23 protein-coding genes are annotated in these 22,919 nt (G+C 55.0%); 11 read left to right on the top strand and 12 right to left on the bottom strand.

Annotation, left to right across the window (positions count from 1 at the left end):
• Positions 1 to 206 precede the first annotated feature (206 nt).
• Positions 207 to 1,241 (top strand): L-rhamnose/proton symporter RhaT, encoded by a 1,035-nt coding sequence (rhaT, locus tag AC6I8N_RS10685; RefSeq protein WP_497829025.1) that lies wholly within the window; start codon positions 207 to 209, stop codon positions 1,239 to 1,241.
• Positions 1,242 to 1,334: 93 nt separating this feature from the next.
• Here the strand turns inward: rhaT and rhaR are convergent, their stop codons facing one another.
• Both rhaR and rhaS read right to left on the bottom strand, forming a co-directional pair.
• Positions 1,335 to 2,198 carry an HTH-type transcriptional activator RhaR gene (gene rhaR, locus AC6I8N_RS10680; protein ID WP_497829024.1) on the bottom strand — a complete coding sequence of 288 codons (864 nt, stop codon included), beginning with the start codon at positions 2,196 to 2,198 and terminating at the stop codon, positions 1,335 to 1,337.
• A gap of 16 nt (positions 2,199 to 2,214) precedes the next feature.
• Complete coding sequence (rhaS, locus tag AC6I8N_RS10675; protein WP_497829023.1) at positions 2,215 to 3,036, bottom strand: HTH-type transcriptional activator RhaS; 822 nt, start codon at positions 3,034 to 3,036, stop codon at positions 2,215 to 2,217.
• Positions 3,037 to 3,328: 292 nt separating this feature from the next.
• On the opposite strand from rhaS, the gene rhaB reads away from it, so the two are divergent.
• The 4 genes from rhaB to rhaM are packed head-to-tail and all read left to right on the top strand — an operon-like array spanning position 3,329 to position 7,207.
• Positions 3,329 to 4,810 carry a rhamnulokinase gene (gene rhaB, locus AC6I8N_RS10670; protein WP_497829022.1) on the top strand — a complete coding sequence of 494 codons (1,482 nt, stop codon included), beginning with the start codon at positions 3,329 to 3,331 and terminating at the stop codon, positions 4,808 to 4,810.
• Complete coding sequence (locus tag AC6I8N_RS10665) at positions 4,794 to 6,050, top strand: L-rhamnose isomerase (protein WP_497829021.1); 1,257 nt, start codon at positions 4,794 to 4,796, stop codon at positions 6,048 to 6,050. The genes rhaB and AC6I8N_RS10665 overlap by 17 nt, the downstream gene beginning before the upstream one ends.
• A gap of 10 nt (positions 6,051 to 6,060) precedes the next feature.
• Positions 6,061 to 6,903, top strand: a complete 843-nt coding sequence (gene rhaD / locus AC6I8N_RS10660; protein WP_497829020.1) for a rhamnulose-1-phosphate aldolase — start codon at positions 6,061 to 6,063, stop codon at positions 6,901 to 6,903.
• Positions 6,893 to 7,207, top strand: a complete 315-nt coding sequence (gene rhaM / locus AC6I8N_RS10655) for an L-rhamnose mutarotase (RefSeq protein WP_497829019.1) — start codon at positions 6,893 to 6,895, stop codon at positions 7,205 to 7,207. The genes rhaD and rhaM overlap by 11 nt, the downstream gene beginning before the upstream one ends.
• A 162-nt stretch (positions 7,208 to 7,369) precedes the next feature.
• On the opposite strand, the gene AC6I8N_RS10650 is transcribed toward rhaM, so the two are convergent.
• Entirely contained in the window at positions 7,370 to 8,017 is a 648-nt protein-coding gene (locus tag AC6I8N_RS10650) for a TetR/AcrR family transcriptional regulator (protein ID WP_208723465.1), read from the bottom strand.
• 270 nt (positions 8,018 to 8,287) lie between these two features.
• On the opposite strand from AC6I8N_RS10650, the gene bhsA reads away from it, so the two are divergent.
• A complete protein-coding gene (gene bhsA, locus AC6I8N_RS10645) occupies positions 8,288 to 8,545 on the top strand; it encodes a multiple stress resistance protein BhsA (RefSeq protein ID WP_021183187.1) in 258 nt (85 codons plus the stop codon).
• 59 nt (positions 8,546 to 8,604) lie between these two features.
• On the opposite strand, the gene AC6I8N_RS10640 is transcribed toward bhsA, so the two are convergent.
• The 4 genes from AC6I8N_RS10640 to ynfM form a co-directional block, all read right to left on the bottom strand.
• Positions 8,605 to 9,789 carry a sugar transporter gene (locus AC6I8N_RS10640; protein WP_497829018.1) on the bottom strand — a complete coding sequence of 395 codons (1,185 nt, stop codon included), beginning with the start codon at positions 9,787 to 9,789 and terminating at the stop codon, positions 8,605 to 8,607.
• Between the two features lie 192 nt (positions 9,790 to 9,981).
• A complete protein-coding gene (cybB, locus tag AC6I8N_RS10635; RefSeq protein WP_497829017.1) occupies positions 9,982 to 10,524 on the bottom strand; it encodes a cytochrome b561 in 543 nt (180 codons plus the stop codon).
• Between the two features lie 111 nt (positions 10,525 to 10,635).
• Positions 10,636 to 10,887, bottom strand: coding sequence for a hypothetical protein (locus AC6I8N_RS10630; RefSeq protein WP_497829016.1), 252 nt, complete (start codon positions 10,885 to 10,887; stop codon positions 10,636 to 10,638).
• 166 nt (positions 10,888 to 11,053) lie between these two features.
• A complete protein-coding gene (gene ynfM, locus AC6I8N_RS10625) occupies positions 11,054 to 12,310 on the bottom strand; it encodes a multidrug efflux MFS transporter YnfM/SxtP(Kp) (RefSeq protein WP_021183191.1) in 1,257 nt (418 codons plus the stop codon).
• 94 nt (positions 12,311 to 12,404) lie between these two features.
• On the opposite strand from ynfM, the gene AC6I8N_RS10620 reads away from it, so the two are divergent.
• The 4 genes from AC6I8N_RS10620 (at position 12,405) to AC6I8N_RS10605 (ending at position 17,012) form a co-directional block, all read left to right on the top strand.
• A complete protein-coding gene (locus tag AC6I8N_RS10620) occupies positions 12,405 to 13,301 on the top strand; it encodes a LysR family transcriptional regulator (protein WP_497829015.1) in 897 nt (298 codons plus the stop codon).
• 135 nt (positions 13,302 to 13,436) lie between these two features.
• Positions 13,437 to 14,654 (top strand): sugar metabolism global transcriptional regulator Mlc, encoded by a 1,218-nt coding sequence (mlc, locus tag AC6I8N_RS10615; protein ID WP_021183193.1) that lies wholly within the window; start codon positions 13,437 to 13,439, stop codon positions 14,652 to 14,654.
• A 104-nt stretch (positions 14,655 to 14,758) separates the two neighbouring features.
• Entirely contained in the window at positions 14,759 to 15,460 is a 702-nt protein-coding gene (gene bioD / locus AC6I8N_RS10610; RefSeq protein WP_497829014.1) for a dethiobiotin synthase, read from the top strand.
• A 178-nt stretch (positions 15,461 to 15,638) separates the two neighbouring features.
• Positions 15,639 to 17,012, top strand: a complete 1,374-nt coding sequence (locus tag AC6I8N_RS10605; RefSeq protein ID WP_497829013.1) for a nucleobase:cation symporter-2 family protein — start codon at positions 15,639 to 15,641, stop codon at positions 17,010 to 17,012.
• 319 nt (positions 17,013 to 17,331) lie between these two features.
• Here AC6I8N_RS10605 and osmV read toward each other — a convergent pair whose 3' ends face one another.
• The 4 genes from osmV to AC6I8N_RS10585 form a co-directional block, all read right to left on the bottom strand.
• Positions 17,332 to 18,468, bottom strand: coding sequence for an osmoprotectant ABC transporter ATP-binding protein OsmV (osmV, locus tag AC6I8N_RS10600; RefSeq protein WP_497829012.1), 1,137 nt, complete (start codon positions 18,466 to 18,468; stop codon positions 17,332 to 17,334).
• Positions 18,468 to 19,115 carry an osmoprotectant ABC transporter permease OsmW gene (gene osmW, locus AC6I8N_RS10595; RefSeq protein WP_021183196.1) on the bottom strand — a complete coding sequence of 216 codons (648 nt, stop codon included), beginning with the start codon at positions 19,113 to 19,115 and terminating at the stop codon, positions 18,468 to 18,470. Before osmW ends, osmV begins: the two co-directional genes overlap by 1 nt.
• A gap of 9 nt (positions 19,116 to 19,124) precedes the next feature.
• Positions 19,125 to 19,973 (bottom strand): glycine betaine ABC transporter substrate-binding protein, encoded by an 849-nt coding sequence (locus AC6I8N_RS10590; RefSeq protein WP_497830683.1) that lies wholly within the window; start codon positions 19,971 to 19,973, stop codon positions 19,125 to 19,127.
• Between the two features lie 94 nt (positions 19,974 to 20,067).
• Positions 20,068 to 20,784: an ABC transporter permease gene (locus AC6I8N_RS10585; protein ID WP_021183198.1), complete on the bottom strand. Its 717-nt coding sequence runs from the start codon at positions 20,782 to 20,784 to the stop codon at positions 20,068 to 20,070.
• 322 nt (positions 20,785 to 21,106) lie between these two features.
• On the opposite strand from AC6I8N_RS10585, the gene AC6I8N_RS10580 reads away from it, so the two are divergent.
• The gene (locus AC6I8N_RS10580) at positions 21,107 to 22,570 is read left to right on the top strand and encodes an MDR family MFS transporter (RefSeq protein ID WP_497829011.1); all 1,464 of its coding nucleotides are present in this window, start codon (positions 21,107 to 21,109) and stop codon (positions 22,568 to 22,570) included.
• 37 nt (positions 22,571 to 22,607) lie between these two features.
• On the opposite strand, the gene AC6I8N_RS10575 is transcribed toward AC6I8N_RS10580, so the two are convergent.
• Positions 22,608 to 22,901, bottom strand: a complete 294-nt coding sequence (locus tag AC6I8N_RS10575; RefSeq protein WP_021183200.1) for a DUF1161 domain-containing protein — start codon at positions 22,899 to 22,901, stop codon at positions 22,608 to 22,610.
• Positions 22,902 to 22,919 lie beyond the last annotated feature (18 nt).

Below are 22,919 nucleotides of genomic sequence, written 5' to 3'. Positions count from 1 at the left end.
TAATAAACAGGTTATCTTTTTTTCTGACGTGCCTGCCTGCAAATGCGATTTTGTGATCCTTATGTTGAAAACCCACCGGATATTGCCAATTCCGCCCACTCTCCGGCAGTCATTCAAAGGCTGAGGAAAAGCTGCCCGCCGTAGACTGCCGGGTAATCGGGAGACCGCCGGTTTCCTGTTGGCCTCAACCTTACGAAGGAATAACAATGAACAGTGCCATCATTGCAGGTATCTTCTGGCATCTGGTGGGTGCCGCCAGTGCTGCATGTTTTTATGCTCCGTTTAAACAGGTGAAAAAGTGGTCATGGGAAACCATGTGGTCGGTCGGTGGCGTGATGTCGTGGCTGATTCTGCCCTGGGTCGTGAGCGCGGTGCTGCTGCCGAATTTCTGGGCCTACTACGGTAGCTTTAGCTTCTCCCAGCTGTTGCCGGTGTTTCTGTTTGGTGCCATGTGGGGTGTCGGCAACATCAACTACGGTCTGACCATGCGCTATCTGGGGATGTCGATGGGTATCGGTATTGCCATTGGCATTACGCTGGTAGTGGGCACGCTGATGACGCCGTTGTTACAGGGGCGTTTTGTCGAACTGTTCAGCTCAGAAGGTGGTCGGCTGACGCTATTGGGCGTATTTGTTGCGCTGATCGGCGTGGCGATTGTCTCCCGTGCCGGATTGTTAAAAGAGCGGGCGCTGGGGATTAACGCGGAAGAGTTTAACCTGAAGAAGGGGCTGGTGCTGGCGGTAATATGCGGCATTTTCTCCGCCGGGATGTCTTTTGCGATGGATGCGGCCAAACCGATGCACGAAGCAGCCGCCAGCCTGGGTATCAATTCGTTGTACGTGGCGCTGCCCAGTTATGTTGTGATTATGGGCGGCGGGGCGCTGGTTAACCTCGCGTACTGCTTTATCCGCCTGGCGGTGAAACCTGAACTTTCCGTTCGCGCTGACTTCTCCGTAGCCAAACCGATGTTGCTGGCCAACATCGCTTTTGCGGTGCTGGGCGGTACCATGTGGTATCTGCAATTTTTCTTCTACGCCTGGGGTCATGCCAAAATCCCGCCGCAGTATGATTTTGTCAGCTGGATGCTGCATATGAGCCTGTATGTGCTGTGTGGCGGTTTGGTCGGATTGGTGCTGAAGGAGTGGAAGGCCGTAGGACAACGTCCGGTGCGCGTGTTGTCACTGGGCTGCGTGGTGATTATTATCGCGGCCAACATTGTCGGGCTGGGGATGGCATCCTGATGGGGCGTGATTAATAACGTATATCCGATGGCCTGATTTGCAGCGGCGCGATTTATCGCGCTGTTTTTTCCAGCATCGCGCCGTTACCGGGGCTTAATGCGGTGCGCCAATCAGCGCCGGGCGGTGCGGTAAAAATCGCTGCCGCCAGGCGCTCGGCGTCAGGCCGGTTTCCCGCGTGAACACCACCGAAAAGTAATTGCTGTCATCAAAACCGCAACGCGCGGCCACTTCACTGATTAACCAATCCTGCGTGCGCAGCAGGTATTTTGCCTGGCACAACTGCAACTGACGCAGATAATGACCAACGGTCATGCCGGTTTGCTGACGAAACAACTGCTTCAACGCGCGTTCACTCAATTTATTCTGCTGACAAAAAACGGCGAGGTCGAAGGGGCGGTCAATCGCACCCTGCAACGCTGACATCAGCAGATCCAACTGTTCACCTTCCGGTAACGCCCAGGGCCGATCCGCGGCGTAACCGTGGCGACGCAATATCAGCGCCAGTTGTAAAAACAACGCTTCGGAGAGCTGGATCGACAGTGAGTCGCTTTTGCGGCTTTCGCGTTCCAGTTGAGTGATTACGCCGCGAGCCAGCGCCATGCCGCGCGTGGTTAAGCGCCAGCAGCCGGGGCAGGCGGCATCTTCCGGTGGCAGCAACTGGCTCCAGTCCAGCCCAAGCTGAAAACGGTCGCGGCAGTAGAGAATATTATCCAGTGCCAGATCGTTGACGCTGTCGTAGCTATGGCAGTCGTTATCGCGGATATAAAAGACATCGCCACAGGTGATCAGCCACGGTCGGTCATTGAGAATATGCAGACCGTTGCCGCGCCAGACGATAACGATCTCACTGAACTCATGTCGATGCGGCGGGAAGGAGGGTTGCGGCAGGCGTTCGGCCACCGCAATCGGCAGATTCGGGGCCGGGAAGTAGTCTTCGCGCGTCAATATTAGCGACATGAGGGTGCACTCCAGGTTACAACATCTGCTGGCGCTCCGCTCGGGGCGCACAGCCAAATTCCCGCCGAAACAGCGTGGAAAAATGGTTACTGTCACCAAATCCACACTGATAGGCGATATCCGTAATGCGCATATCACTGTGCCGCAGCAAGTGGCGCGCCTGCAACAGACGCAACCGATTCAGATAACGTTGCGGCGTATTGCCGGTTTGCTGCTTCATCTGCCGATGCAGGGTACGCAGCGACAGCGAAAACTGGTCAGCCAGCGCCTCCCAGGCAATTTCTTCACTGTAATGTTCATTCAACCAGTCGAGCAAACGATGCAGGCGAGCTTCCTGGTCCTGCGCTTCTTCGTTATGACCGGCCTCGCGCAGCAGCACCAGCAGTTGTAGGAAAGCTTGCTCCTGGCGCGCCTGTTTCTCCAGTGACCAGACGCCTGGCTGGTTCATCTGCGCCACGATCTGTAATGCCTGGTTCATCACCTTGTGGTTAATGCGCCAGTGTGAGCTGTAGTGGCCCTCTTCCTCACGCGGGAGCAACGCCTGCAAACCGGAGAGAAAACGAAACGAAGCCGGGCTGCGATACAGCACGTTAGTCAGGCATAAATTGTCGGTTTGCTCATACAGATGACGATCGTGATCGCGTACGAAACACACGCACCCGGCACACAACGCTTGCGGCTGACCATTGAACACATGGATGCCGGAACCCTGTTCCACCAACACGATCTCATGAAAATCATGGTGATGTTCGGGGAAGGCCAGCTGTGGCACGCGCGGCTCGACGGCAATGGTGTACTCCCCGGCGGGGAAAAAATCTGCGCTGTGTAACACGGTCATGGTTCGCCTCTCATTATTAACAAAACCGTAACCGAGTCTACTCAGGCGATCAGCACCTTACCTTGAATTTCACACCGGGTGATGCAGGAAAATGGCTAATTTTTCAAGATCTCCGGGCTTGATGCAGAAAATGCGGCAAAGCTCACAACTCGGCGCTTGTGTGGTTCTGTGAGCTGTCTCACGAACATCTTTGCCACGGTGCCAGCGGGTCTGACGCGCTGGCAGTAACGGGAAGGTGAGGAAAAGGCGGGATTTTTACTCTGTACGCATCTCATCACAGGAAGAACACGCCATGAGTATGCGTAACATTGTTGCCATTGATTTAGGCGCATCCAGCGGGCGCGTGATGCTCGCGCAATGGACCACAGAAACCCAGCGACTCACGCTGCGTGAAGTGCGTCGTTTTGCTAATCAGCGCGTACGGCGTGCCGGTTATGACAGTTGGGATCTGGAGGGGCTGGAGCAGGAGATCCGTCAGGGACTGCAACAGCTGGATGAAGAAGGCATCGTGCCGGACAGCATTGGCATCGATACCTGGGGCGTGGACCTCGTCCTGCTGGATGCAGACGGCCAGCGGGTCGGCGAGGCAGTCAGCTATCGCGATGCCCGCACCGACGGCCAGATGGCGCGGGCGATCAACGAACTGGGTAAATCCAACATTTATCAGCGCACCGGTATTCAGTTTCTGCCATTCAATACCCTGTACCAGCTACGCGCGCTGCATTTGCAACAACCTGACTGGCAGGCGCAGGTCAGCCATGCGTTGATGATCCCTGATTACCTGCATTATCGCCTGACCGGTCAGTTGAACTGGGAATACACCAATGCCACCACCACGCAGTTGCTGAACATCACTCATGGCGACTGGGATGACGAGTTACTCGCCTGGGCTGGCGTACCGGCCAGTTGGTTCGGCAAACCCAGCGCACCGGGTAACACCGTCGGCCACTGGGTCAGCCCACGCGGTCATCATATCCCGGTGATCGCGGTGGCGACCCACGACACCGCCAGTGCGGTGCTGGCGACGCCGCTGATGCTGGACGACGCCGCCTATCTGAGTTCAGGCACCTGGTCGTTGATGGGCATTGAAAGCCTGCAACCCTGGCTCAGCCCGGCGGCGCTCGACGCCAATATCACTAATGAGGGTGGCGCAGAAGGTTATCGGGTGCTGAAAAATATCATGGGCCTGTGGCTGTTGCAGCGCGTATGCAGCGAGTTGCACATCAGCGACTTGTGCGCCTTGATTCAGCAAGCCGCCGATGAACCCGCCTGTGTCGCGCTGATCAACCCCAATGACAATCGTTTTATTAACCCCGCCAATATGGTGCAGGAAATTCAGGATGCCTGTGCGGAGCAGCAGATGCCGGTGCCGCAAACTGCTGCCGCGCTGGCGCGTACCATTTTTGACAGCCTCGCGTTGCTGTATCGCCAGGTGATGGGTGAACTCGGCCAGTTGCGTGCGTCACCGTTGCGTCAACTGCATGTGGTGGGCGGTGGTTGTCAGAATCCGCTGCTGAACCAACTGTGTGCTGATGCCTGCCAGTTAACGGTGTTCGCCGGGCCGGTAGAAGCGTCAACGTTGGGTAATGTCGGTTGCCAGTTGATCGCCCTCGGTGAATTGCGCGATGTGGCGGATTTGCGTCGCTGCATCTGCCAGAACTTTCCGTTAGAAAAATTTGCCCCGCTTAACAACAGCGCTTTTGCTGCCAACCTGGCACGCTTCGCCGCGCTGAGCCAACCCGCTAAGGAACTTGCTTATGACAAAGCTGATTGAACAGGCCTTTGACCTGGCGAAACAACGTTACGCTGCGATTAACGTCGATGTAGAACAGGTGATGACACAATTGGACCGCATTCCAGTCTCGATGCACTGCTGGCAGGGCGATGACGTACGCGGCTTCGAGAATCCGCACGGCGCGCTCACCGGCGGGATTCAGGCCACCGGCAACTATCCTGGCCGGGCGCGTAATGCCGAGGAACTGCGTGCTGACCTCGACAAAGCCCTGTCGCTGATCCCCGGCGCGAAGCGCCTCAATCTGCACGCTATTTACCTGGAAAGCGATAAACCGGTGGAGCGCGATGCGATTGAACCGGCGCACTTCAGCAACTGGGTCGCATGGGCGAAAAATAATAAGTTGGGGCTGGATTTCAACCCCACCTGTTTTTCCCATCCGCTGAGTGCCGACGGCTTTACCTTATCCCACGCGGATAAGGGGATTCGCCAGTTCTGGATTGATCACTGCAAAGCCAGTCGCCACATTTCGGCTTTCTTTGGCGAGCAGTTGGGGACGCCTTCGGTGATGAATATCTGGGTGCCGGACGGCATGAAAGATCTGACGGTCGATCGTCTGGCCCCGCGTCAGCGTCTGCTGGCGGCGTTGGATGAAATCATCAGCGAAAAACTTAATCCTCAGCATCATATCGATGCGGTGGAAAGCAAGCTATTTGGTATCGGTGCGGAGAGCTACACCGTGGGTTCCAACGAGTTCTACCTCGGCTATGCCTGTAGCCGCCAGACGGCGCTGACGCTGGATGCGGGCCATTTTCATCCGACTGAGGTGATCTCCGACAAAATCTCTACCGCCATGTTGTATGTGCCGCGCCTGCTGCTGCACGTCAGCCGTCCGGTACGCTGGGACAGCGATCATGTGGTGATTCTGGATGATGAAACCCAAGCGATCGCCCATGAAATCGCCCGCCAGAAACTGTTCGACAAAGTGCATATCGGCCTCGACTTCTTTGATGCTTCCATCAACCGCATCGCCGCCTGGGTGATTGGTACGCGCAATGCCAAGAAAGCGTTGCTGCGTGCCTTACTGGAGCCAACGGATCAATTACGCCAACTGGAGGCAGCAGGGGACTACACCGCCCGTCTGGCCTTGCTGGAAGAACAAAAGTCGCTGCCGTGGCAGGCAGTCTGGGAGGCCTGGTGCCTGCGTCACGATGTCCCGGCCGACGCCAGTTGGCTGAGCGATGTCCGTCACTATGAACAACAAATTCTGGCTCAACGTTAAGGGACACACCATGCAAAGTATTCTTTCTTCTGCGTTTGTACAGGGAATGGTTAAAGCGACCAGCGATATGTGGCTGAAGGGCTGGGATGAGCGCAACGGGGGTAACGTCAGCCTGCGCCTGCTGCCGGACGAGGTGCAGCCTTATGCTGCCGACTTTTATGCTGAACCGCGTTGTATCGAGCTGAGTAAACCCGCCCCGGCGCTGGCGAACGACTGGTTTCTGGTGACCGGTTCCGGCAAGTTTTTCCGCAATGTGCAACTGGATCCGGCTGACAGCCTGGTGTTGTTGCAGGTGGATGATAAAGGGCTGTCGTACAAAATCTACTGGGGGCTGAGCAACGGTGGGCTGCCAACCTCAGAGCTGGCGGCACATTTCCAGTCACATAGCGTACGCAAACAGGTGAGCGATGGTGCAGACCGCGTGATTATGCATTGCCATGCAACCAACTTTATGGCGCTGAGCTACGTGGTGGAACTGGATGCGGCACGTTTCACCCGTCTGCTGTGGGAAGGCAGCACCGAGTGTCTGGTGGTGTTCCCGGATGGCGTGGGTATTCTGCCGTGGATGGTGCCGGGCACCGATGGTATCGGCCAGGCCACGGCGGATGAGATGGCGACGCACAGCCTGGTGATGTGGCCGTTCCACGGTATTTTTGGGGCCGGACCGACGCTGGATGAAACCTTTGGGTTGATCGACACCGCCGAGAAGTCGTCAGAGGTGGTGGTGAAGGCGCTGTCGATGGGCGGGATTCGCCAGAGTATCACCACCGAGCAGTTGATTGCGTTGGGTGAGCGTTTTGGGGTGCAGCCGTGGCAGGCTGCTTTACAGGTGGAGCGCGCCAATGTTGCGTAGAGCCTTTGTGATGCAGGTGCATGCGGATTGCCATGACGAGTATCTGCGTCGCCATTCACCCATCTGGCCGGAACTGGCGGCAACGCTGAAGGCGCATGGCGCGAGTAATTACGCCATCTGGCTGGATGCGGAACGCAATCTGCTGTTTGCCAGTGTCGAAATCGAGTCGGAAGCCCACTGGCAGGCGGTGGCGCAAACCGAGGTTTGCCAACGCTGGTGGGCGTCCATGAAGGATTTGATGCCGTCGAACGCGGATAACAGCCCGGTCAGCGCTGAGCTAAAACCGATGTTTTTCCTGCCTTAAACCACAACCATCCCACATATTGCACGTCTCCTTCTCCCTCAAGCGGGAGAAGGCCCTATTGCACGTCTCCTTCTCCCTCAAGCGGGAGAAGGCTCTATTGCACGTCTCCTTCTCCCGCAAGCGGGAGAAGGCCGGGATGAGGGGACGGATTTAAGCGGCAGGTTAGTTAAGCGCGCAATATCCCGCCAAAGCGGGCCAGATCGCCATCTGCGTATCCACAATCTGTTCTAAATCTTCCCGGTTTGCGCCTTCACGGGCGCGCACCGACATACCCTGCAAGACACAGGCGAGGAAGCTCGCCAGCGTTGCGGTATTGCTGCAAGCCGGTAACTCACCGCGCTGCTGGCGTGCGGCAAGGAACTGCTGCAAGGCCCGTTCCTGCGCATGATGCTGTTGTTCCAGCATGTGCGCCACTTCTTCAGAACTGGCCGACAGGGCGCTGGAGGTGCAGATAAAAAAGCAGCCAGCGGGTTTATCACATTCGGTAAAACAGGCTGCGGTGGCGCGAAAATAGGACTCAACCGCGGTTTTCACATCCAGCGAGGCATCATTCAGCACCGCGTTACGCTGCGCACTAAACCTTTCGATATAGCGCTGCATGGCGGCTTTAAACAAACCTTCTTTGTTAGCAAACTCCGCGTAAAGCGTCGGCGCTTTGGCGCCAGTGGCACTGACCAGATCCGCCAGTGAGGTGCCTTCATAGCCGTGTGCCCAGAACAGCATCAGGGCTTTATCCAGTGCATCGTCACGATCGAAGACTTTAGGTCTGCCACGACTTTTGCGCAGGGTCGGTTCAGTTATCTGGCTCATAGATCCTCACTACAGCTCAACATGCTTATTAAATTACCGATCATTAAATTAATATGCAACACCACTTTGTCCGTTTGTGCCTTCCCGAGCAAAATCCCCTGAATGGTAAAGTCCCGGTACGCGCTGAAGCCCATACTTACGCCACTTCCCATTAAAATAACGACCGTTAATAAAATAGTTGACGCGCATCCGGCTTTGGATTTAGTATTTATTTAACGGTTGTTAATTAAATGGCGACCCACCCAATTTCATCTGCAAAGAGAGACGATCATGAAAAGCATTAAACTGACCCTGGCCGCGGTGGCCCTGTCATCAATCGCATTCGGTACAATGGCGGCTGACCTGGTAAGCGAAGCACCGGTTAATCAACAGCAAATCGGTGTGGTAAGCGCATCTGGCAGTACGGATCTGACTTCACTGGAAAATCAACTGGCGGAGAAGGCGAGCGCGGCGGGAGCAAAGTCTTTCCGCATCACTTCGACCTCTGGCAACAACAACCTGCATGGCACCGCAGAGCTTTATAAATAAATAGTAGGGATAACGAGAGGGGACAGGCTTCAGATAGCGGCTATCTGAAGCCCCTTTTTTTAACCGTTGGAACGTAACTGCGGATAACGACGGAAGATATAGATACACCAGAACAGCGCTACCAGGCCGATTAACCCACCAATATTACCCACATCCGCCATTTTCAAATGCAGGCTGACCTGATTTCCGAGTAGCGCACCCGCACCGATGCCGATGTTATAAATGCCGGACATCAGTGACATAGCAACGTCGGTTGCGTCCGGTGCCAGCGACAGCACACGCACCTGCATTGCCAGACCAATCATCATCATCGCCATGCCCCAGAAAATACACAGGGTTGTAATCGCGGCAGGGCGCACGGCGGCAAAAATCAGCAGACCCATGCATAAGGTTATCACCGCAATCGCAGCAATCAGCAGTGCCGAAGGATATTTATTGCCGAGGGTGCCGAACAACACGCTGCCGATAATTCCTGCCGATCCAAACAGCAGCAGCAACAGCGTGGTGAAGTTTTCCCCGGCGTTCGCCACCACCTGCATAAAGGGTTCAATGTAGCTGTAGGCGGTGTAATGCGCTGTCACCACCACCGTGACCAACACATACATGCTGACCAGCGCCGGGCGGCGAAACAGCATCGGCACGCTGCTGAGTGACCCGGTATGCTCGCTGGGCAGGCGCGGCAGAATACGTGCCAGCAGCACCAGCAAAACCAGCGCAGACAAACCAATCATGCCAAAGGTAGTTCGCCAGCCGAGATACTGGCCGACAACGCGACCAATCGGCACGCCCAGCACCATCGCCAGCGCCGTACCGGTCGCAAGCATACTGAGCGCCTGGGTTTTCTTACCTGCCGGCGCGACACGAATGGCCAGCGAGGCGGTAATTGACCAGAACACCGCATGTGCCAGCGCGATACCAATGCGGGAGATAACCAGCGAGGTGAAATCCCAGGCGACCGAGGAGAGCACATGGCTGGCGATAAACAACACAAACAGAATCGACAGCAGCAGACGACGCTCAATATTGCGCGTCAGCAGCATCAGCGGCAGCGACAGCAGCGCCACCACCCAAGCGTAAATGGTCAACATGATGCCGACATCTGCCGTTCTCATCGCATAACTGGCGGCGATATCTGACAGTAAGCCGACCGGCACAAACTCGGTGGTATTGAAGACAAAAGCGGCGATGGCCAGCAACACGACGCGTAGCCAGGCCGTTTTACGGGAGACGGTTGTTGATTGCATGAAATTCAGATCAGTCAGGCAGCAAATGAGGGGCGAAAGGCCCGATGTAAAGTGACCTTTGTCACAAATTATGCCTATTGTGGAGGATTAATACGCTGAGGGAAACCATCTAACCGTATTTTATTGCTGAATATTTTTTATCACCAACGCCCAGGTTGATAGCCTGGGGTTATCGTCAGAACCATCGCGCCGTTACGGGTTGCGCTTGCGCGCAGGCATCATGCGGATCAGCGTGTTGTCCTTCAGAATATAGTGATGCAGCAGTGCGGCGACGGCGTGCAGGCCAATCAGCCAGTAGCCGAGCGGTGCCAGGGTTTCATGCCAGCCAATCAAGGTATCGGCGAGGTCGAAATTCGGTGTGCTGCTCACCGGCATCGACAAGCCAAATACCTGCCAGGGACGACCATTGAGATATTTCGAGGCAACGCCGAGTATCGGTAACGTCAGAAACAGCGCGTACAGCAGGAAATGCATCAGATGGGCGAGCATATGTTGCCAGCGTGGTGGTGCGGGATTGATATCAGGCGATGTATGACGATGACGTAATGCGGCACGCAGCAGCATCAGCACCCACACCGATACGCCACAGCTAAAGTGCGTCATGATCATCAGGCTGCGCGTAACCGTACCGCGGGCCGCCAGACCTCGTAGCTCAATGGTGGTATAGGCAACAGCGATTAATAACAGGGTCAACCAGTGGAGGGCGATTTGCGACGTTGCGTATTTTTCCCGCATGAGCGTTCAACCTGAAGCAATATTATTGGTGTCTAACATAGCGAAATGCCACAGGAAAACTTAACAAAATGGCGCAACGTCGCGGGCCGTCTCAGACTGGGAATATCAGAGTCAGCCCATGTGTTTTAGCGCCACGCTATTCTGTGTGGTCAGGTTTTTTTTTACCGTAATTGGGCAACAATGTTCACAGCCCAGTGCAGAAGGATAAAACTTGCGCGCCTGTTGAATGGCAGCGTTAGCGGTATAAAAAGTGCCAAGAAAGCGCCTTGCGGCGTCGGGAGGAAGGAAAGGACAACCCGTTGCATGTACCACATGATTGTCGTTATAGCCGGCGTATTTATCGACGTAATAGTAAAGTTCCATTTGGCTTCCTCGTTGCTGTGAAAGAAAAAATCTAACTATTTTTGGAATAGAATAAATTATAGCCAGCGATTGCTATTTTGTTTTCACTGGCACTGAAAGTTTGCCGACAGGTGTGATTACGCGAGGGGAAACGGGGCACCGTGGCCCCGCATACTGATGGAGAGAATTACAATTGGCGGCACTGCAAACGCCAGCCGACCAGCAAGGCCAGCACCAGCAACACGCTGATAAACGCGGTCACACCGCCCCAGCCAAAACTGTGCCAGAACACGCCACCTAACGTACCGGCAACGCTGGAACCCACATAATAACTGAAGAGATAGAGCGACGAGGCCTGGCCTTTTGCCCGACGGGCGCGTGGGCCGATCCATCCGCTGGCAACCGAGTGGGCGGCAAAAAATCCGGCGGTAAACAGCATCATACCCGGCAGGATGATCCACAAGGTATTGAACGCCGTCAGCAGCAGGCCGCACAGCATGATCGCCGTGGCGGTAATCATCACCGGCCCCCGGCCAAAGCGGCTGGTCATGGCTCCGGCTTTGGGTGAACTCCAGGACCCGGTCAGATACACCACCGACAACAAACCGACCACGGCCTGGCTGAGAAACCACGGCGCACTCAGCAGGCGATAACCAATGTAGTTAAACAGGGTGACAAATGCGCCCATCAGCAGGAAACCTTCGGCAAACAACAACGGCAGGCCTTTGTCGCGCCAGTGCAGGCGGAAGTTAATCAGCAAATTATGCGGACGTAATGAAGCCGGGCGGAAATGACGGGAAGCCGGCAGGATTTTCCAGAACATCAGCGCCGATGCCAGCGAAAAACAGCCGATCACACCAATGGCGATGCGCCACGAGAAGAGGTCGGTCAATACCCCGGTCAGCAGACGACCGCTCATGCCACCAATCGAGTTGCCGCTGATATACAGGCCCATGGAAAAGGCGATCACTCGCGGATGAATCTCTTCACTCAGGTAGGTCATGCCCACCGCAGCGACCCCACTCAACGACAAACCAATCAGCGCACGCATCAACAGAATGCCGTGCCAGCTGGTCATCATGGCGGAAATCACGGTGCATAACGCGGCGAGCATCAATGCGGTGACCATCACCGACTTACGACCAATGGCGTCGGAGAGCGGCCCGGTGACCAGCAAACCCAGCGCCATCAGGCCGGTGGATAACGACAGCGAGATGCTGCTGGCCGCAGGCGAAACGCCAAACTGCTGGGAGAGCACCGGCAGAATCGGCTGGACACAATACAACAAGGCAAAAGTGGCAAGACCAGCCGAGAACAGGGCAAGGGTAACACGCATAAATTGCGGCGAACCGCGTTCAATCCATGTTACTGACGCTGGAGCAGAAGCAGGCACGACGGACACTTCGTCCTCATCAAGTGTCACCGCCTGAGAAGAGCGACTCACGGAAAATCCTCAAATTTCAAAAGGTATTGCTATCGTAGGAAAGTGATAATAGGTTGTACAATATATTAATAATCTCGAATGAGACGTTTAAAATATGAATGTCGAACTCCGTCATCTTCGCTATTTCATTGCAGTGGCTGAAGAGCTGCATTTTGGTCGCGCGGCCCTCCGCCTCAATATTTCGCAACCGCCACTCAGCCAACAGATTCAGCAACTGGAACAGGAAATTGGCGCGCAACTGTTCACCCGCACCAATCGCAGCGTGCAGATCACCCCCGCCGGGCAGCAATTTTTGCAGGATGCGCGTGGGATTTTGCTTCAGGTCGAACAGGCGGCCAGCCGTGCGGCGCGACTCCATAACGGTCAGGAAGGGGAACTGCGCATTGGTTTCACCTCCTCAGCCCCCTTTACCGGGCTGGTATCTGATGCGCTCTACCATTTCCGCCAGCGCTGGCCGGCCGTGCATATCCAGATGCAGGAGATTAACACCCGACAACAACTGGCACCGCTGCACGAAGGGCGTCTCGATCTCGGTGTGATGCGTAATACGCCGTTACCGAGTGATTTGCAGCATCAGCTGTTGCTGCGCGAACCCTTGTGTGCAGTGGTGCACTGGGCGCATCCACTGGCCGATGCCGAGGCTATCTCGATTCAGGCGTTGGCGAACGAACCTTTTGTCTTTTTCGATCCACTTGGGGGCACCGCCTTATATGGCGAGATTCTGGCGTTGCTGCACCGCTACCAGATCAAACCCTTTATTACCCAGGAAGTCGGGGAAGCGATGACCATCCTCGGCCTGGTCGCTACCGGATTGGGAGTGTCGATTTTACCGGCCTCATTCCGTCGTGCACGGCTCGCCGATGTAGTGTGGTTACCGCTGCATGAGGCTGATGCGTTGTCTGAAGTGTGGCTGGTGTGGTCAGCGACGCGCGAGCCGAGTGCGCAAATGGCAAATATGATGAAGCTGTTACAACGTAACGCTGAAACTTAAGCCAGACCGTGCGAAAACAGCCCGACAATATGTGCGACAAATCACATATCTAATCAAATATTTGGCGCTATCCGCCAATCTGCCGCACCATAGTTGCTATTTATTTAGAAGCGCGAAAATAACCGGGAGCAGGGCGTGAATCTGGACAGTCAACCTGGCCACATTGACCAAATAAAGCAGACCAACGCAGGCGTGGTTTACCGACTGATCGATCATTTCGGCCCGATTTCGCGTATTGAACTGTCCAAACGTGCTCAACTGGCTCCCGCCAGCATCACCAAAATCGTGCGTGAAATGCTGGACGCGCATCTGGTGCAGGAAACCGAGTTTCAGGAGCCTGGCAGCCGTGGCCGTCCGGCTATTGGTCTGGTTCTCGATACCCTTGCCTGGCACTATCTGGCAATCCGCATTCAACCGGGTTACATCACCCTGACATTACGCGATCTCAGCAGTCGTGCCTTACAGGAAGATCGTCTGCCACTGATTGCCAGCCCGGACAAACCGCTGTTGCAGGAGTTACAGGAGCTGGTTGATGCCTTCTTTATTCGCCATCAGAAACAGCTTGAGCGTCTGACAGCCATCGCCATCACCTTACCCGGCTTGATCAATGCGGCCTCGGGGGTGGTGCATCGTATGCCCGGTTACGCCATTCAGGATATGCCGCTGGGCGAAACCCTGTCGCAACGCACCGGCGTGCCGGTGTTTGTCCAGCACGATATTTCCGCCTGGACGCTGGCCGAATCGCTGTTTGGCGCGTCGCGCGGTGCGCAGGACGTCATCCAGATTGTGATTGATGAAACCGTGGGTGCCGGGGTGATTACTGGCGGGCAACTGCTGCACAAAAGCGGGCGGGCGCTGGTGGAAATTGGCCATACCCAGATTGATCCCTATGGTCAGCAGTGCTACTGCGGTAATCATGGCTGTCTGGAAACCGTGGCCAGCATCGGTAGCCTGCTCGGCCTGGCAGCGCAGCGTTTACCCGCTCAGCCGGAAAGCCGTTTGCACGGTGTGCCGCTGACCATTGAAGCCTTGTGTCAGGCCGCCCAGGAGGGGGACCGTCTCGCGAGTGATGTGATTGCCGGTGTCGGGCACCATATCGGTCGCATGTTGGCGATGATGGTGAATATCTTCAACCCGCGACAAATTCTTATCGGCTCGCCGCTGAATCTGGCCGCCGACGTGCTATTTCCTGCGGTGAGTAGCACCATCCGTCAGCAGGCGTTACCGGCCTATAGCGATGAAATCCAACTGGCTCCCACCGCGTTTAACGATCCCGGCACATTAGGTGCCGCGGCGTTAGTGAAAGATGCCCTTTATTCCGGTTATCTGCTGATAAAACTGCTTCAGGGCTAATCCGCCCGCCTTAAGTTTGTTCTAACGCAATCTGTCAGGAACGACATTTCCTTAAACTGCTCCTTCGTCACCTCTGGTTCACATCGCTAAACGAAGGAGGAAGGGTGAAAACACTCTTTATCACCGGTACCGACACCGCGGTGGGCAAAACCGTGGTTTCTCGCGCGCTGTTGCAGTGCTTTGCACAGAATGGTCAGTGCGCCGTAGGTTATAAACCTATTGCCAAAAGTGCTAAACCCACCCCTGAGGGTTTACGCAACAAAGATGCGCTGCTGTTGCAGCAGGCTTCGGGCCTGGCGTTACCTTATGCCGCTATTAACCCCATTACCCTGGAAGAGGATGAAATCAGCACCAGCCCAACGCACCAAATTGATTACCCGTTGCTGAGTAAGGGACTGGCCGCATTGCAGGAACGTTCGCCGCATGTGGTGGTGGAGGGCACAGGCGGCTGGCGCAGCCTGATGAATGATCTGCAACCGCTGTCAAATTGGGTCAAAAAGGAGCAATTACCGGTTGTGCTGGTGGTGGGCATCAAAGAGGGATGCATCAGCCACGCTTTACTGACCGCAGAGGCAGTGGCTCAGGATGGTTTACCGCTGGTCGGTTGGGTGGCAAATCGTATCAACCCCGGCCTGGCGCATTATGCTGAAATCATTGATGTACTGAGTGAAAAACTGAATGCCCCTTTGTTAGGTGAGTTGCCTTACTTACCCCGTGCCGAGCAACGAGAGCTAAGCGGCTATCTCGATCTATCCTTGCTTGCGACGCATGTTGCGCACAACGACAGTGCAAAACCTGCGGCATGATGAAACGAAAAGTGGCAAATGATAATCGACTGAATCTAAGGTTGCAGATTCAGTCGTATTTTTTTGTTGATTAATCTCTTTTAAATTCAATGATATGTTAAAAATATCACTGAATCTTATTGCTCTGGCGTGATTCATGCATCAGCTGGTCTGATGAATTTACTGCCGGAGCACCGTTATGTCGCACTCAGATGAAAAAGGTTTGCTGTATGGGCTGGAACAACGCATTGGCCCAGCCCCCGCATTTTTTGCCGCACTGCAACATGTGCTGGCAAGCGTGGTGGGCATTATCACGCCACCACTGATTATCGGTTCGGTATTGGGGTTACAGGCTTACATTCCTTATCTGATTAGCATGTCGTTACTGGTTTCAGGACTGGGAACCTTTATTCAGGCGCGCCGTTTTATGGGTATCGGTGCCGGGATGATCTGCCTGCAAGGCACCAGTTTTGCGTTTCTTGGCGTGATCTTATCCGGTGGCTTGATGGTGAAAGCGCGGGGCGGTTCACCAGAAGACATTATGGCGATGATTTTCGGGTGCAACCTGATAGCCGCATTAATCCCGATGTTGATTAGCCGCTGCATTGCGCCGTTGCGTAAGGTACTGACGCCGGTAGTTACCGGTACGGTGATAACCCTGATTGGTATCAGCCTGATCAAGGTCAGCATCACCGACTGGGCGGGTGGTCACAATGCTGCCGATTTCGGCGCTCCGTGGAATCTGGCGTTGGGGGCGTTGACCTTGCTGGTGATTGTGGCGTTGAATCGTTCGCGTAATCGCTGGGCGCGCTTAGTGGCCGTGGTAGCGGGCATCGCAGTGGGTTGTATCGCCGCCGCCCTGACCGGCCATCTGCAACTTAAACCGATGGCCGAAAGCAGTTGGTTGGTGATGCCGGGCTTCTTCCGCTTTGGTTTTAATTTTGACTGGGCGATCTTTGTGCCGATTGCGCTGGTATCGGTGATCAGCGTGATCGAAGCGGTCGGGGATTTAACTGCCAATTGCCTGTTATCGCGTCAGCCGATTGAGGGCGAGGGCTTTCAGCGCCGCCTGCAAGGCGGTATCCTGGCTGATGGTATCAGTTGCGTGCTGGCCGCGATGTTCTCCGCATTTCCCAACACCACGTTTGCCCAAAACAACGGCGTGATTCAGATGACCGGCGTCGCCAGTCGTTATGTGGGGATGGTGATTGGTTTGATGCTGGTGCTGTTGGGTATTTTCCCGGTGATTGGCAACCTGTTACAGCAAATTCCCGCCCCCGTGCTGGGCGGAGCGACGTTGGTGATGTTCGGTAGCGTGGTGGCTGCCGGTATCCGGGTAATGACACAGTCGCCGCTGGGTCGCCGCGAAATGCTGATTGTGGCCGTCTCTTTCGGCCTGGGCCTGGGAGTGGAAGCCGTGCCGGATGTGCTGAAACAGTTCCCGATGCTGGTAACCAATCTGTTTGGTCATGCGGTGACAACCGGCGGGATTCTGGCGATTGTGCTGAACGTGATTTTGCCCTCGGAGCAAAGTCATCAGCCCCTCGCTTCAGCAGCAGAAGAGTCACATTAAGTGTCAGTGCCAGAGCGCAACATGAAGAGAATACTCAGATAAAAATCAGCATTTGATTATCCTGATTATTGAATAATGAAGAGCCAATACGGTCAACATTCGGTTTTAATGTTGACCTTATACGCACTCACTTAATCTTAATTAAGGATGAATATGATTACATCAACAGGAGCAACTGAAGCAACAGCAACACCCGCTTCGTTGATTAGCCCGGACAGCAGCGACCTGGCAACAGCAACCAGGTAGATAGCTGATCTGACAAATAACGGATAAAGCGGGTGTTATTGTCAGATCAGGTGAATGCAAGGTTAATCCCTTCTCAGGGATTTAACCGCCGTCGCGTCCGGCCGGAGCTCAAATAATCCGCAATATAATCCTGCGAAATTTCGCCACTGTAGCGGCCCTCTTCATCGACAATCGGCATCCAGACCAGATTATGTTCATACAACTTCGACAGCACTACGCGCAGGTTTTCTTCCGCCTTGCCGGTGACGGTGAAGGTATGCAACATCTCTTCACAGCGACCACTGGCACCACGCGCTTCGCGGCGTTTGACAAATCCCAGCGGTTTACCGTCGTTATCGACCACCGTCACTGAACGCATATCGTTGTCGTCCATAGTGATAAAGGCCTCCGCGAGTGGCGTGCTGCGCTGCACGGTGATAGTCGGTTGTTGATCGGTGACATCGCCCGCCTGTACCAGCAACAAACGTTTCAGCGTGCGGTCCTGGCCGACAAAAGATCCAACAAAGTCGTTGGCGGGCTTTGCGAGCAGCTCATCCGGGCTGGCGCACTGAACGATTTTTCCCTGACCAAACACCGCGATGCGGTCGCCCAGCTTGAGTGCCTCATCAATGTCATGGCTGACCAGCATCACGGTCTTTTTCAACTGCCGCTGCATATCAAGAAACTCGTTCTGGATCACCTCACGGTTAATCGGATCGACCGCGCCAAAAGGTTCGTCCATCAGCAGCACCGGTGGATCTGCTGCCAGTGCGCGGATCACGCCAATGCGCTGCTGTTGACCGCCCGACATCTCACGCGGATAGCGATGCAGAAACTTCGTCGGGTCGAGCGCCACCATGCTCATCAGTTCAGTGGCACGCTCACGGCAACGCTTTTTATCCCAGCCCAACATGCGCGGCACCACGGTGATGTTCTCTTCAATGGTCATATTCGGGAACAGACCAATTTGCTGAATCACATATCCGATGTTACGGCGCAGCGTCACTGTATCCTGGGCGCTGGTATCTTCGCCGTTAATCAGGATGTTGCCACTGGTCGCCGGGATCAAACGGTTGATCATCTTCAGCGTAGTAGTCTTGCCACAACCGGAAGGGCCGAGCAGCACGCACATTTCCCCGGCGGGAACGTCAAGGCTGACGTTATCAACGGCGTTAAAGGTCGTACCGTTTTTCTGGGTAAAGGTTTTCGTCAGGTTTTCCAGTTTGATCATTAGCGAATCCCCTTTGGAGTCAGCGCTGACTGCAAACGGTGCAGCAGCCAGTCAAGCACAATAGCCAGCAAACAAATCATCAACGCACCGGCAATTAACATACGAACATCACTGCCGCTGATACCATCCAGCAGCTGTAAACCCAAACCACCCGCGCCGATCACCGCAGCAATTGCCATCACACCGACATTCATCACCACGGCGGTGCGGATACCGCCAAAAATCACCGGCAGTGCCATGGGGATTTCAACCCAGCGCAAACGCTGCCAGAAGGTCATGCCAATACCACGACCTGCTTCACGCAGACCCGGCGGCAGGTTTTCCAGTGCGGTGTGAGTGTTGCGCACGATGGGCAGCAGCGAATAGAGAAACACGGCGGTAATGGCAGGCAGGGCACCAATTCCCTGACCGATCAGCGAAAACAACGGGATCATTAAACCAAACAGCGCGATAGTTGGAATGGTCAGCACAATGGTGGCGATGCCCAAAACCGGCGTCGCCAGCCATTTAAAGCGCACAATCAGAATCCCCAGCGGGACGCCAACTAAGATGGCAAAACCGACCGCCACCAGTACCAGCCAGGTATGTTGCCATGTCAGAGCCAGCAGGCTGTCCCAGTTATCCATGATGTAATGCAGGGTATCCATCACGCCTCCTTACAGCATGTTTTTTGATTTGAGAAAATCACGCGCAACCTGTTCAGGTGACTGGTGATCGATATCGACGCGTTTATTCATCTCGGTAATCGCTGCGTCGGTAATCAGCGGTGACAGTTGATTCAACGCTGCCGCCAGTCCGGGATGGCTCTCCAGCACATCTTTACGCACCACTGGCGTGACGTTGTAACTTGGGAAGAAGTGCTTATCATCTTCCAGTACCTTGAGATCAAAGCCTTTTACTCGCCCATCGGTGGTGTAGATCAGCCCCGCATCGACAAAGCCTTCTTTGACGGCGTTGTACACCAGCCCAGGATCCATCTGCCGAATCTGTGGGCGGTCAAGCGGCATGTTGTAGGCTTTTTGCAGCGGAACAAGGCCATCTGAACGCCCGGCAAACTCCAGGTCCAGGCCCAGTTTCCAGTTATGGTCCGGGTCGGTTTTACGAATCTGCTCCAGCTTTGCCACCAGCTGCGACATCGTACTGATGCCTTCCTTGTCAGCCCTGGCGCGCTGCATGGCAAAGGCATAAGTGTTGTTCATGGGTGCCGGGTCGAGCCAGACCAGTCCCAGCTTGCCGTCGAGCTGTTTCACCGTGTTATAGGCTTCCTGCGACGACATCGGTTTGGTGATGTGATTGAAGATGATCAGTGAGGTGCCGGTGTATTCCCACGTCATATCAATCTGTTTGTTAATCATTGCGTTACGACCGATAGTGGTCGCGATATTGGTTTTCGGGATTACCTGAAACCCTTTCTTTTCCAGCCACATTACCGTCATGGCAGAAAGGATGTGTTGCTCGGTAAAACTTTTGGTCGCCATCACCAGCGGTGTGGCAGCAGCAGCCATCTGGCTAAGCGCCAGGGTTGCGGTCAGAATCAGCGCGCTGCGTTTTATCCAGCTTGCTAATCGGTTGACAGTGGCCATCACGAAACTCCTGTTGTTATGCCGCTGCATGCGGGCTGAGGTAACGTCCCAGCGCCGCTAACAGCATGTCCAGGATCAGGGCGAACAGGGCGGTTGCCACTGCCCCGAGGATCAACGTCGGGAAGTCGTTGAGGTAAATGCCGGGGAAAATCAGCTCGCCGTAGCTGCTGGCGCCAATCAGAAACGCCAGTGGCGCAGTGCCGACATTGATGGCGGTGGAAATGCGTACCCCGGCGAGAATGACCGGCAACGCGTTGGGAATTTCCACCTGACGTAAGCGCTGAAATTTCGTCATGCCAATACCGTTTGCGGCTTCCAGTAGCGAGGGGGGAACCGCGCTCAGTCCGGCATAGGTATTACGCACGATGGGGAGCAGAGAGGCGAGAAACAGCGCAATCAACGCCGGACGATCGCCGATGCCGACAATGACCATCGCCAGTGCCAGTACCGCTAACGGCGGCAGCGTATTGCCAACGTTGAAGATTTGCATCACGTATTCAGCCCAACCGCGGGCAAACGGGCGGCTTAGCAGAATGCCGCTGGGGATGCCGACCAGCAGCGCAAAAAACATGGACCAAAACACCAGAAACAGGTGCTGCTGCCCAAGGTAGATCAGATCGACCCTACGGGCGCGCAGGGTATCCAGCCCAAGCCCCCAAACCAACAGGCCCACCACCAGCACAATGGCAAGCACGGCTAACCCGGTTCGTCGGGCGAGCGATGCGTTTTGCATAGCGAATGTCTCCCTGATTCGTGAAAAACAACCAAAATTGCCTGATTACAGATAAAACGACTATCTAGTGCCACTTTTCCAGTGAGAATCGGGAAAGTGGTTTTAGACCTATAGCAACGTTAATCGCGACACGCCAGTTTTTAGGGGAAAATCAGACAGATAGAAAAGAGGAAAAAACCGGCTTAAACCGCGTGAAATAAGGCACAATCCTCAATAAAAAAAATTCATCGATTTTTTGTGACGCCGTCACACATGCGGAGCACGCAGAGGAAATCGACGGCTAAAAAATTCGGCCAGGATTACGACAAAGGAAGGAAGAAAAATGACTGAGAGCGCAGAAATTCAAACGAGTAACCGCCACTGGATCCTGATGGCCTGCATGCTGGCGATGTTTATGGCGGCAATTGAGGTCACCATCGTCGCCACCGCGATGCCAACCATCATTGCCGACCTGGGCGGGTTTTCGCATTTTGGCTGGGTCTTTTCTATCTATCTGCTGACGCAGGCGGTCACTGTGCCGCTTTATGGTCGCCTGGCGGATTTGTGGGGGCGTAAGACGCTGTTTTTTATTGGTGTCTCGCTGTTTCTTATTGGGTCGGTGCTGTGCGGTTTCGCCCATACCATGACCTGGCTGATTCTGTTCCGTGCGTTTCAGGGTTTAGGCGCGGGTGCCATCATGCCGTTGACCACCACCATCGTGGCGGATATTTATTCACCGCGCGAGCGTGCCAGCGTGCAAGGTTGGCTTTCCAGCGTCTGGGGCGTGGCGGCGATACTCGGCCCGTTAAGCGGGGCCTGGCTGGTGCAGCACTTTAGCTGGGCGGTGATTTTCTGGGTCAACGTGCCAATTGGCCTGATCTCGATGCTGTTGCTGGCGCGTTTTCTACCAGCGCGGGAACGGCGGCAGCACAGTTCGCTGAATATAACCGGCTGTGCCTGGTTGATGATCAGCGTCAGCGCGCTGTTAATCGCCTTATTGCAGGCCGAAGTGCTGGGCTATTGGTTGCTGCTATTTCTGCTGCTGGCGTTGATCGCCGCTGTGTTCCTCAAACGCCATGAACAACGCGCCAGCGCGCCGTTGTTTCCGCTGGCTATCTGGCGCAGTCGATTGATTGTGGCGGGGAATGCCGGAAATCTGATCATTGGCGCAGCGATGATGGGGATCAGTGCCTTCCTGCCAACCTGGATTCAGGGAATTACTGGCGGTACGCCGTTGCAAGCGGGCAGTGCGCTGGCAATGATGTCAATTGGTTGGCCGCTTGCCAGCACCCTGAGTGGCCGTTTGATGTTGGTCATGTCTTACCGATTTACCGCGCAGTTGGGCGCATTGCTGCTGATTGCCGGTAGCGCCTTATTGCTGTTGCTGCGCGCCGACAGCGGCCTGATGCAGGCGGGGCTGACAGCCTTTGTCATCGGTACCGGCATGGGGATGACCAGTACGACCTTTCTGGTCTCGGTACAGAATCACGCGCATTACGAAATTCGCGGTATTTGCACTGCCTCGATCATGTTCAGTCGGATGCTGGGTTCAGCGATTGGTACGGCGTTGATGGGGGCGGTGTTGAATTACAATCTGATGCGTCGCTTACCGGAGGCCAGCGATCCGATGCAAAAAATCATGTCGCACGAGAGCCGTCAGGCGTTACCGCACGGTACTTTACAGGAATGGATTACGCAAATTGCCAGCTCATTGCACTGGGTTTTCGTGGTGGCGTTGTTGATTGCCGCATTGACGCTGTGGATCGCCTGGCTGATGCCGCACCAGCGGCCGGAGAACGAGGATTAATCCGTAGCAGCGCGATAAATCGCGCCGCTACGATCGTTTACTGTGGTGTATCGTGTGAGCTGCCAGCATCATTCGGGACGTTGCTTTGTGCGTCGCGACTCAGCTTCTTGTAAACAATCTTCTGGGTGTCATTTTCACAATGGCCTACCACCTGACCACCCGCCTGGTCGGCCTGATCGTTAGGGACGATTTCCAGTGTAAAATCCGATTCAGCCAGCCCGTTACTGACCAGTTTCTTGCTGATCTCTGCTTTAACGCTTTCGCAGGAGGCCTGCGCCAGCATCGGTAACGCCAGCAGGGACAGCAACATCACGGCAAGACGCTTTTTCATCACACACTCCTTTGGTTT

It is taken from the genome of Pantoea sp. X-Soil-TKNS-1279 (genome assembly GCF_059730565.1).
This window is presented reverse-complemented; position numbering and strand designations above follow the sequence as displayed.

Coding starts and splice junctions, on each gene's coding strand:
- rhaS (WP_497829023.1), bottom strand. CDS start 3,036: ATGACCGTGTTACACAGCGCAGATTTTTTCCCCGCCGGGGAGTACACC.
- rhaM (WP_497829019.1), top strand. CDS start 6,893: ATGTTGCGTAGAGCCTTTGTGATGCAGGTGCATGCGGATTGCCATGAC.
- AC6I8N_RS10630 (WP_497829016.1), bottom strand. CDS start 10,887: ATGGAACTTTACTATTACGTCGATAAATACGCCGGCTATAACGACAAT.
- AC6I8N_RS10650 (WP_208723465.1), bottom strand. CDS start 8,017: ATGAGCCAGATAACTGAACCGACCCTGCGCAAAAGTCGTGGCAGACCT.
- rhaR (WP_497829024.1), bottom strand. CDS start 2,198: ATGTCGCTAATATTGACGCGCGAAGACTACTTCCCGGCCCCGAATCTG.
- AC6I8N_RS10620 (WP_497829015.1), top strand. CDS start 12,405: ATGAATGTCGAACTCCGTCATCTTCGCTATTTCATTGCAGTGGCTGAA.
- bhsA (WP_021183187.1), top strand. CDS start 8,288: ATGAAAAGCATTAAACTGACCCTGGCCGCGGTGGCCCTGTCATCAATC.
- rhaD (WP_497829020.1), top strand. CDS start 6,061: ATGCAAAGTATTCTTTCTTCTGCGTTTGTACAGGGAATGGTTAAAGCG.
- cybB (WP_497829017.1), bottom strand. CDS start 10,524: ATGCGGGAAAAATACGCAACGTCGCAAATCGCCCTCCACTGGTTGACC.
- osmW (WP_021183196.1), bottom strand. CDS start 19,115: ATGGATACCCTGCATTACATCATGGATAACTGGGACAGCCTGCTGGCT.
- AC6I8N_RS10585 (WP_021183198.1), bottom strand. CDS start 20,784: ATGCAAAACGCATCGCTCGCCCGACGAACCGGGTTAGCCGTGCTTGCC.
- rhaB (WP_497829022.1), top strand. CDS start 3,329: ATGAGTATGCGTAACATTGTTGCCATTGATTTAGGCGCATCCAGCGGG.
- AC6I8N_RS10665 (WP_497829021.1), top strand. CDS start 4,794: ATGACAAAGCTGATTGAACAGGCCTTTGACCTGGCGAAACAACGTTAC.
- rhaT (WP_497829025.1), top strand. CDS start 207: ATGAACAGTGCCATCATTGCAGGTATCTTCTGGCATCTGGTGGGTGCC.
- AC6I8N_RS10605 (WP_497829013.1), top strand. CDS start 15,639: ATGTCGCACTCAGATGAAAAAGGTTTGCTGTATGGGCTGGAACAACGC.
- AC6I8N_RS10640 (WP_497829018.1), bottom strand. CDS start 9,789: ATGCAATCAACAACCGTCTCCCGTAAAACGGCCTGGCTACGCGTCGTG.
- osmV (WP_497829012.1), bottom strand. CDS start 18,468: ATGATCAAACTGGAAAACCTGACGAAAACCTTTACCCAGAAAAACGGT.
- AC6I8N_RS10575 (WP_021183200.1), bottom strand. CDS start 22,901: ATGAAAAAGCGTCTTGCCGTGATGTTGCTGTCCCTGCTGGCGTTACCG.
- AC6I8N_RS10590 (WP_497830683.1), bottom strand. CDS start 19,973: ATGGCTGCTGCTGCCACACCGCTGGTGATGGCGACCAAAAGTTTTACC.
- AC6I8N_RS10580 (WP_497829011.1), top strand. CDS start 21,107: ATGACTGAGAGCGCAGAAATTCAAACGAGTAACCGCCACTGGATCCTG.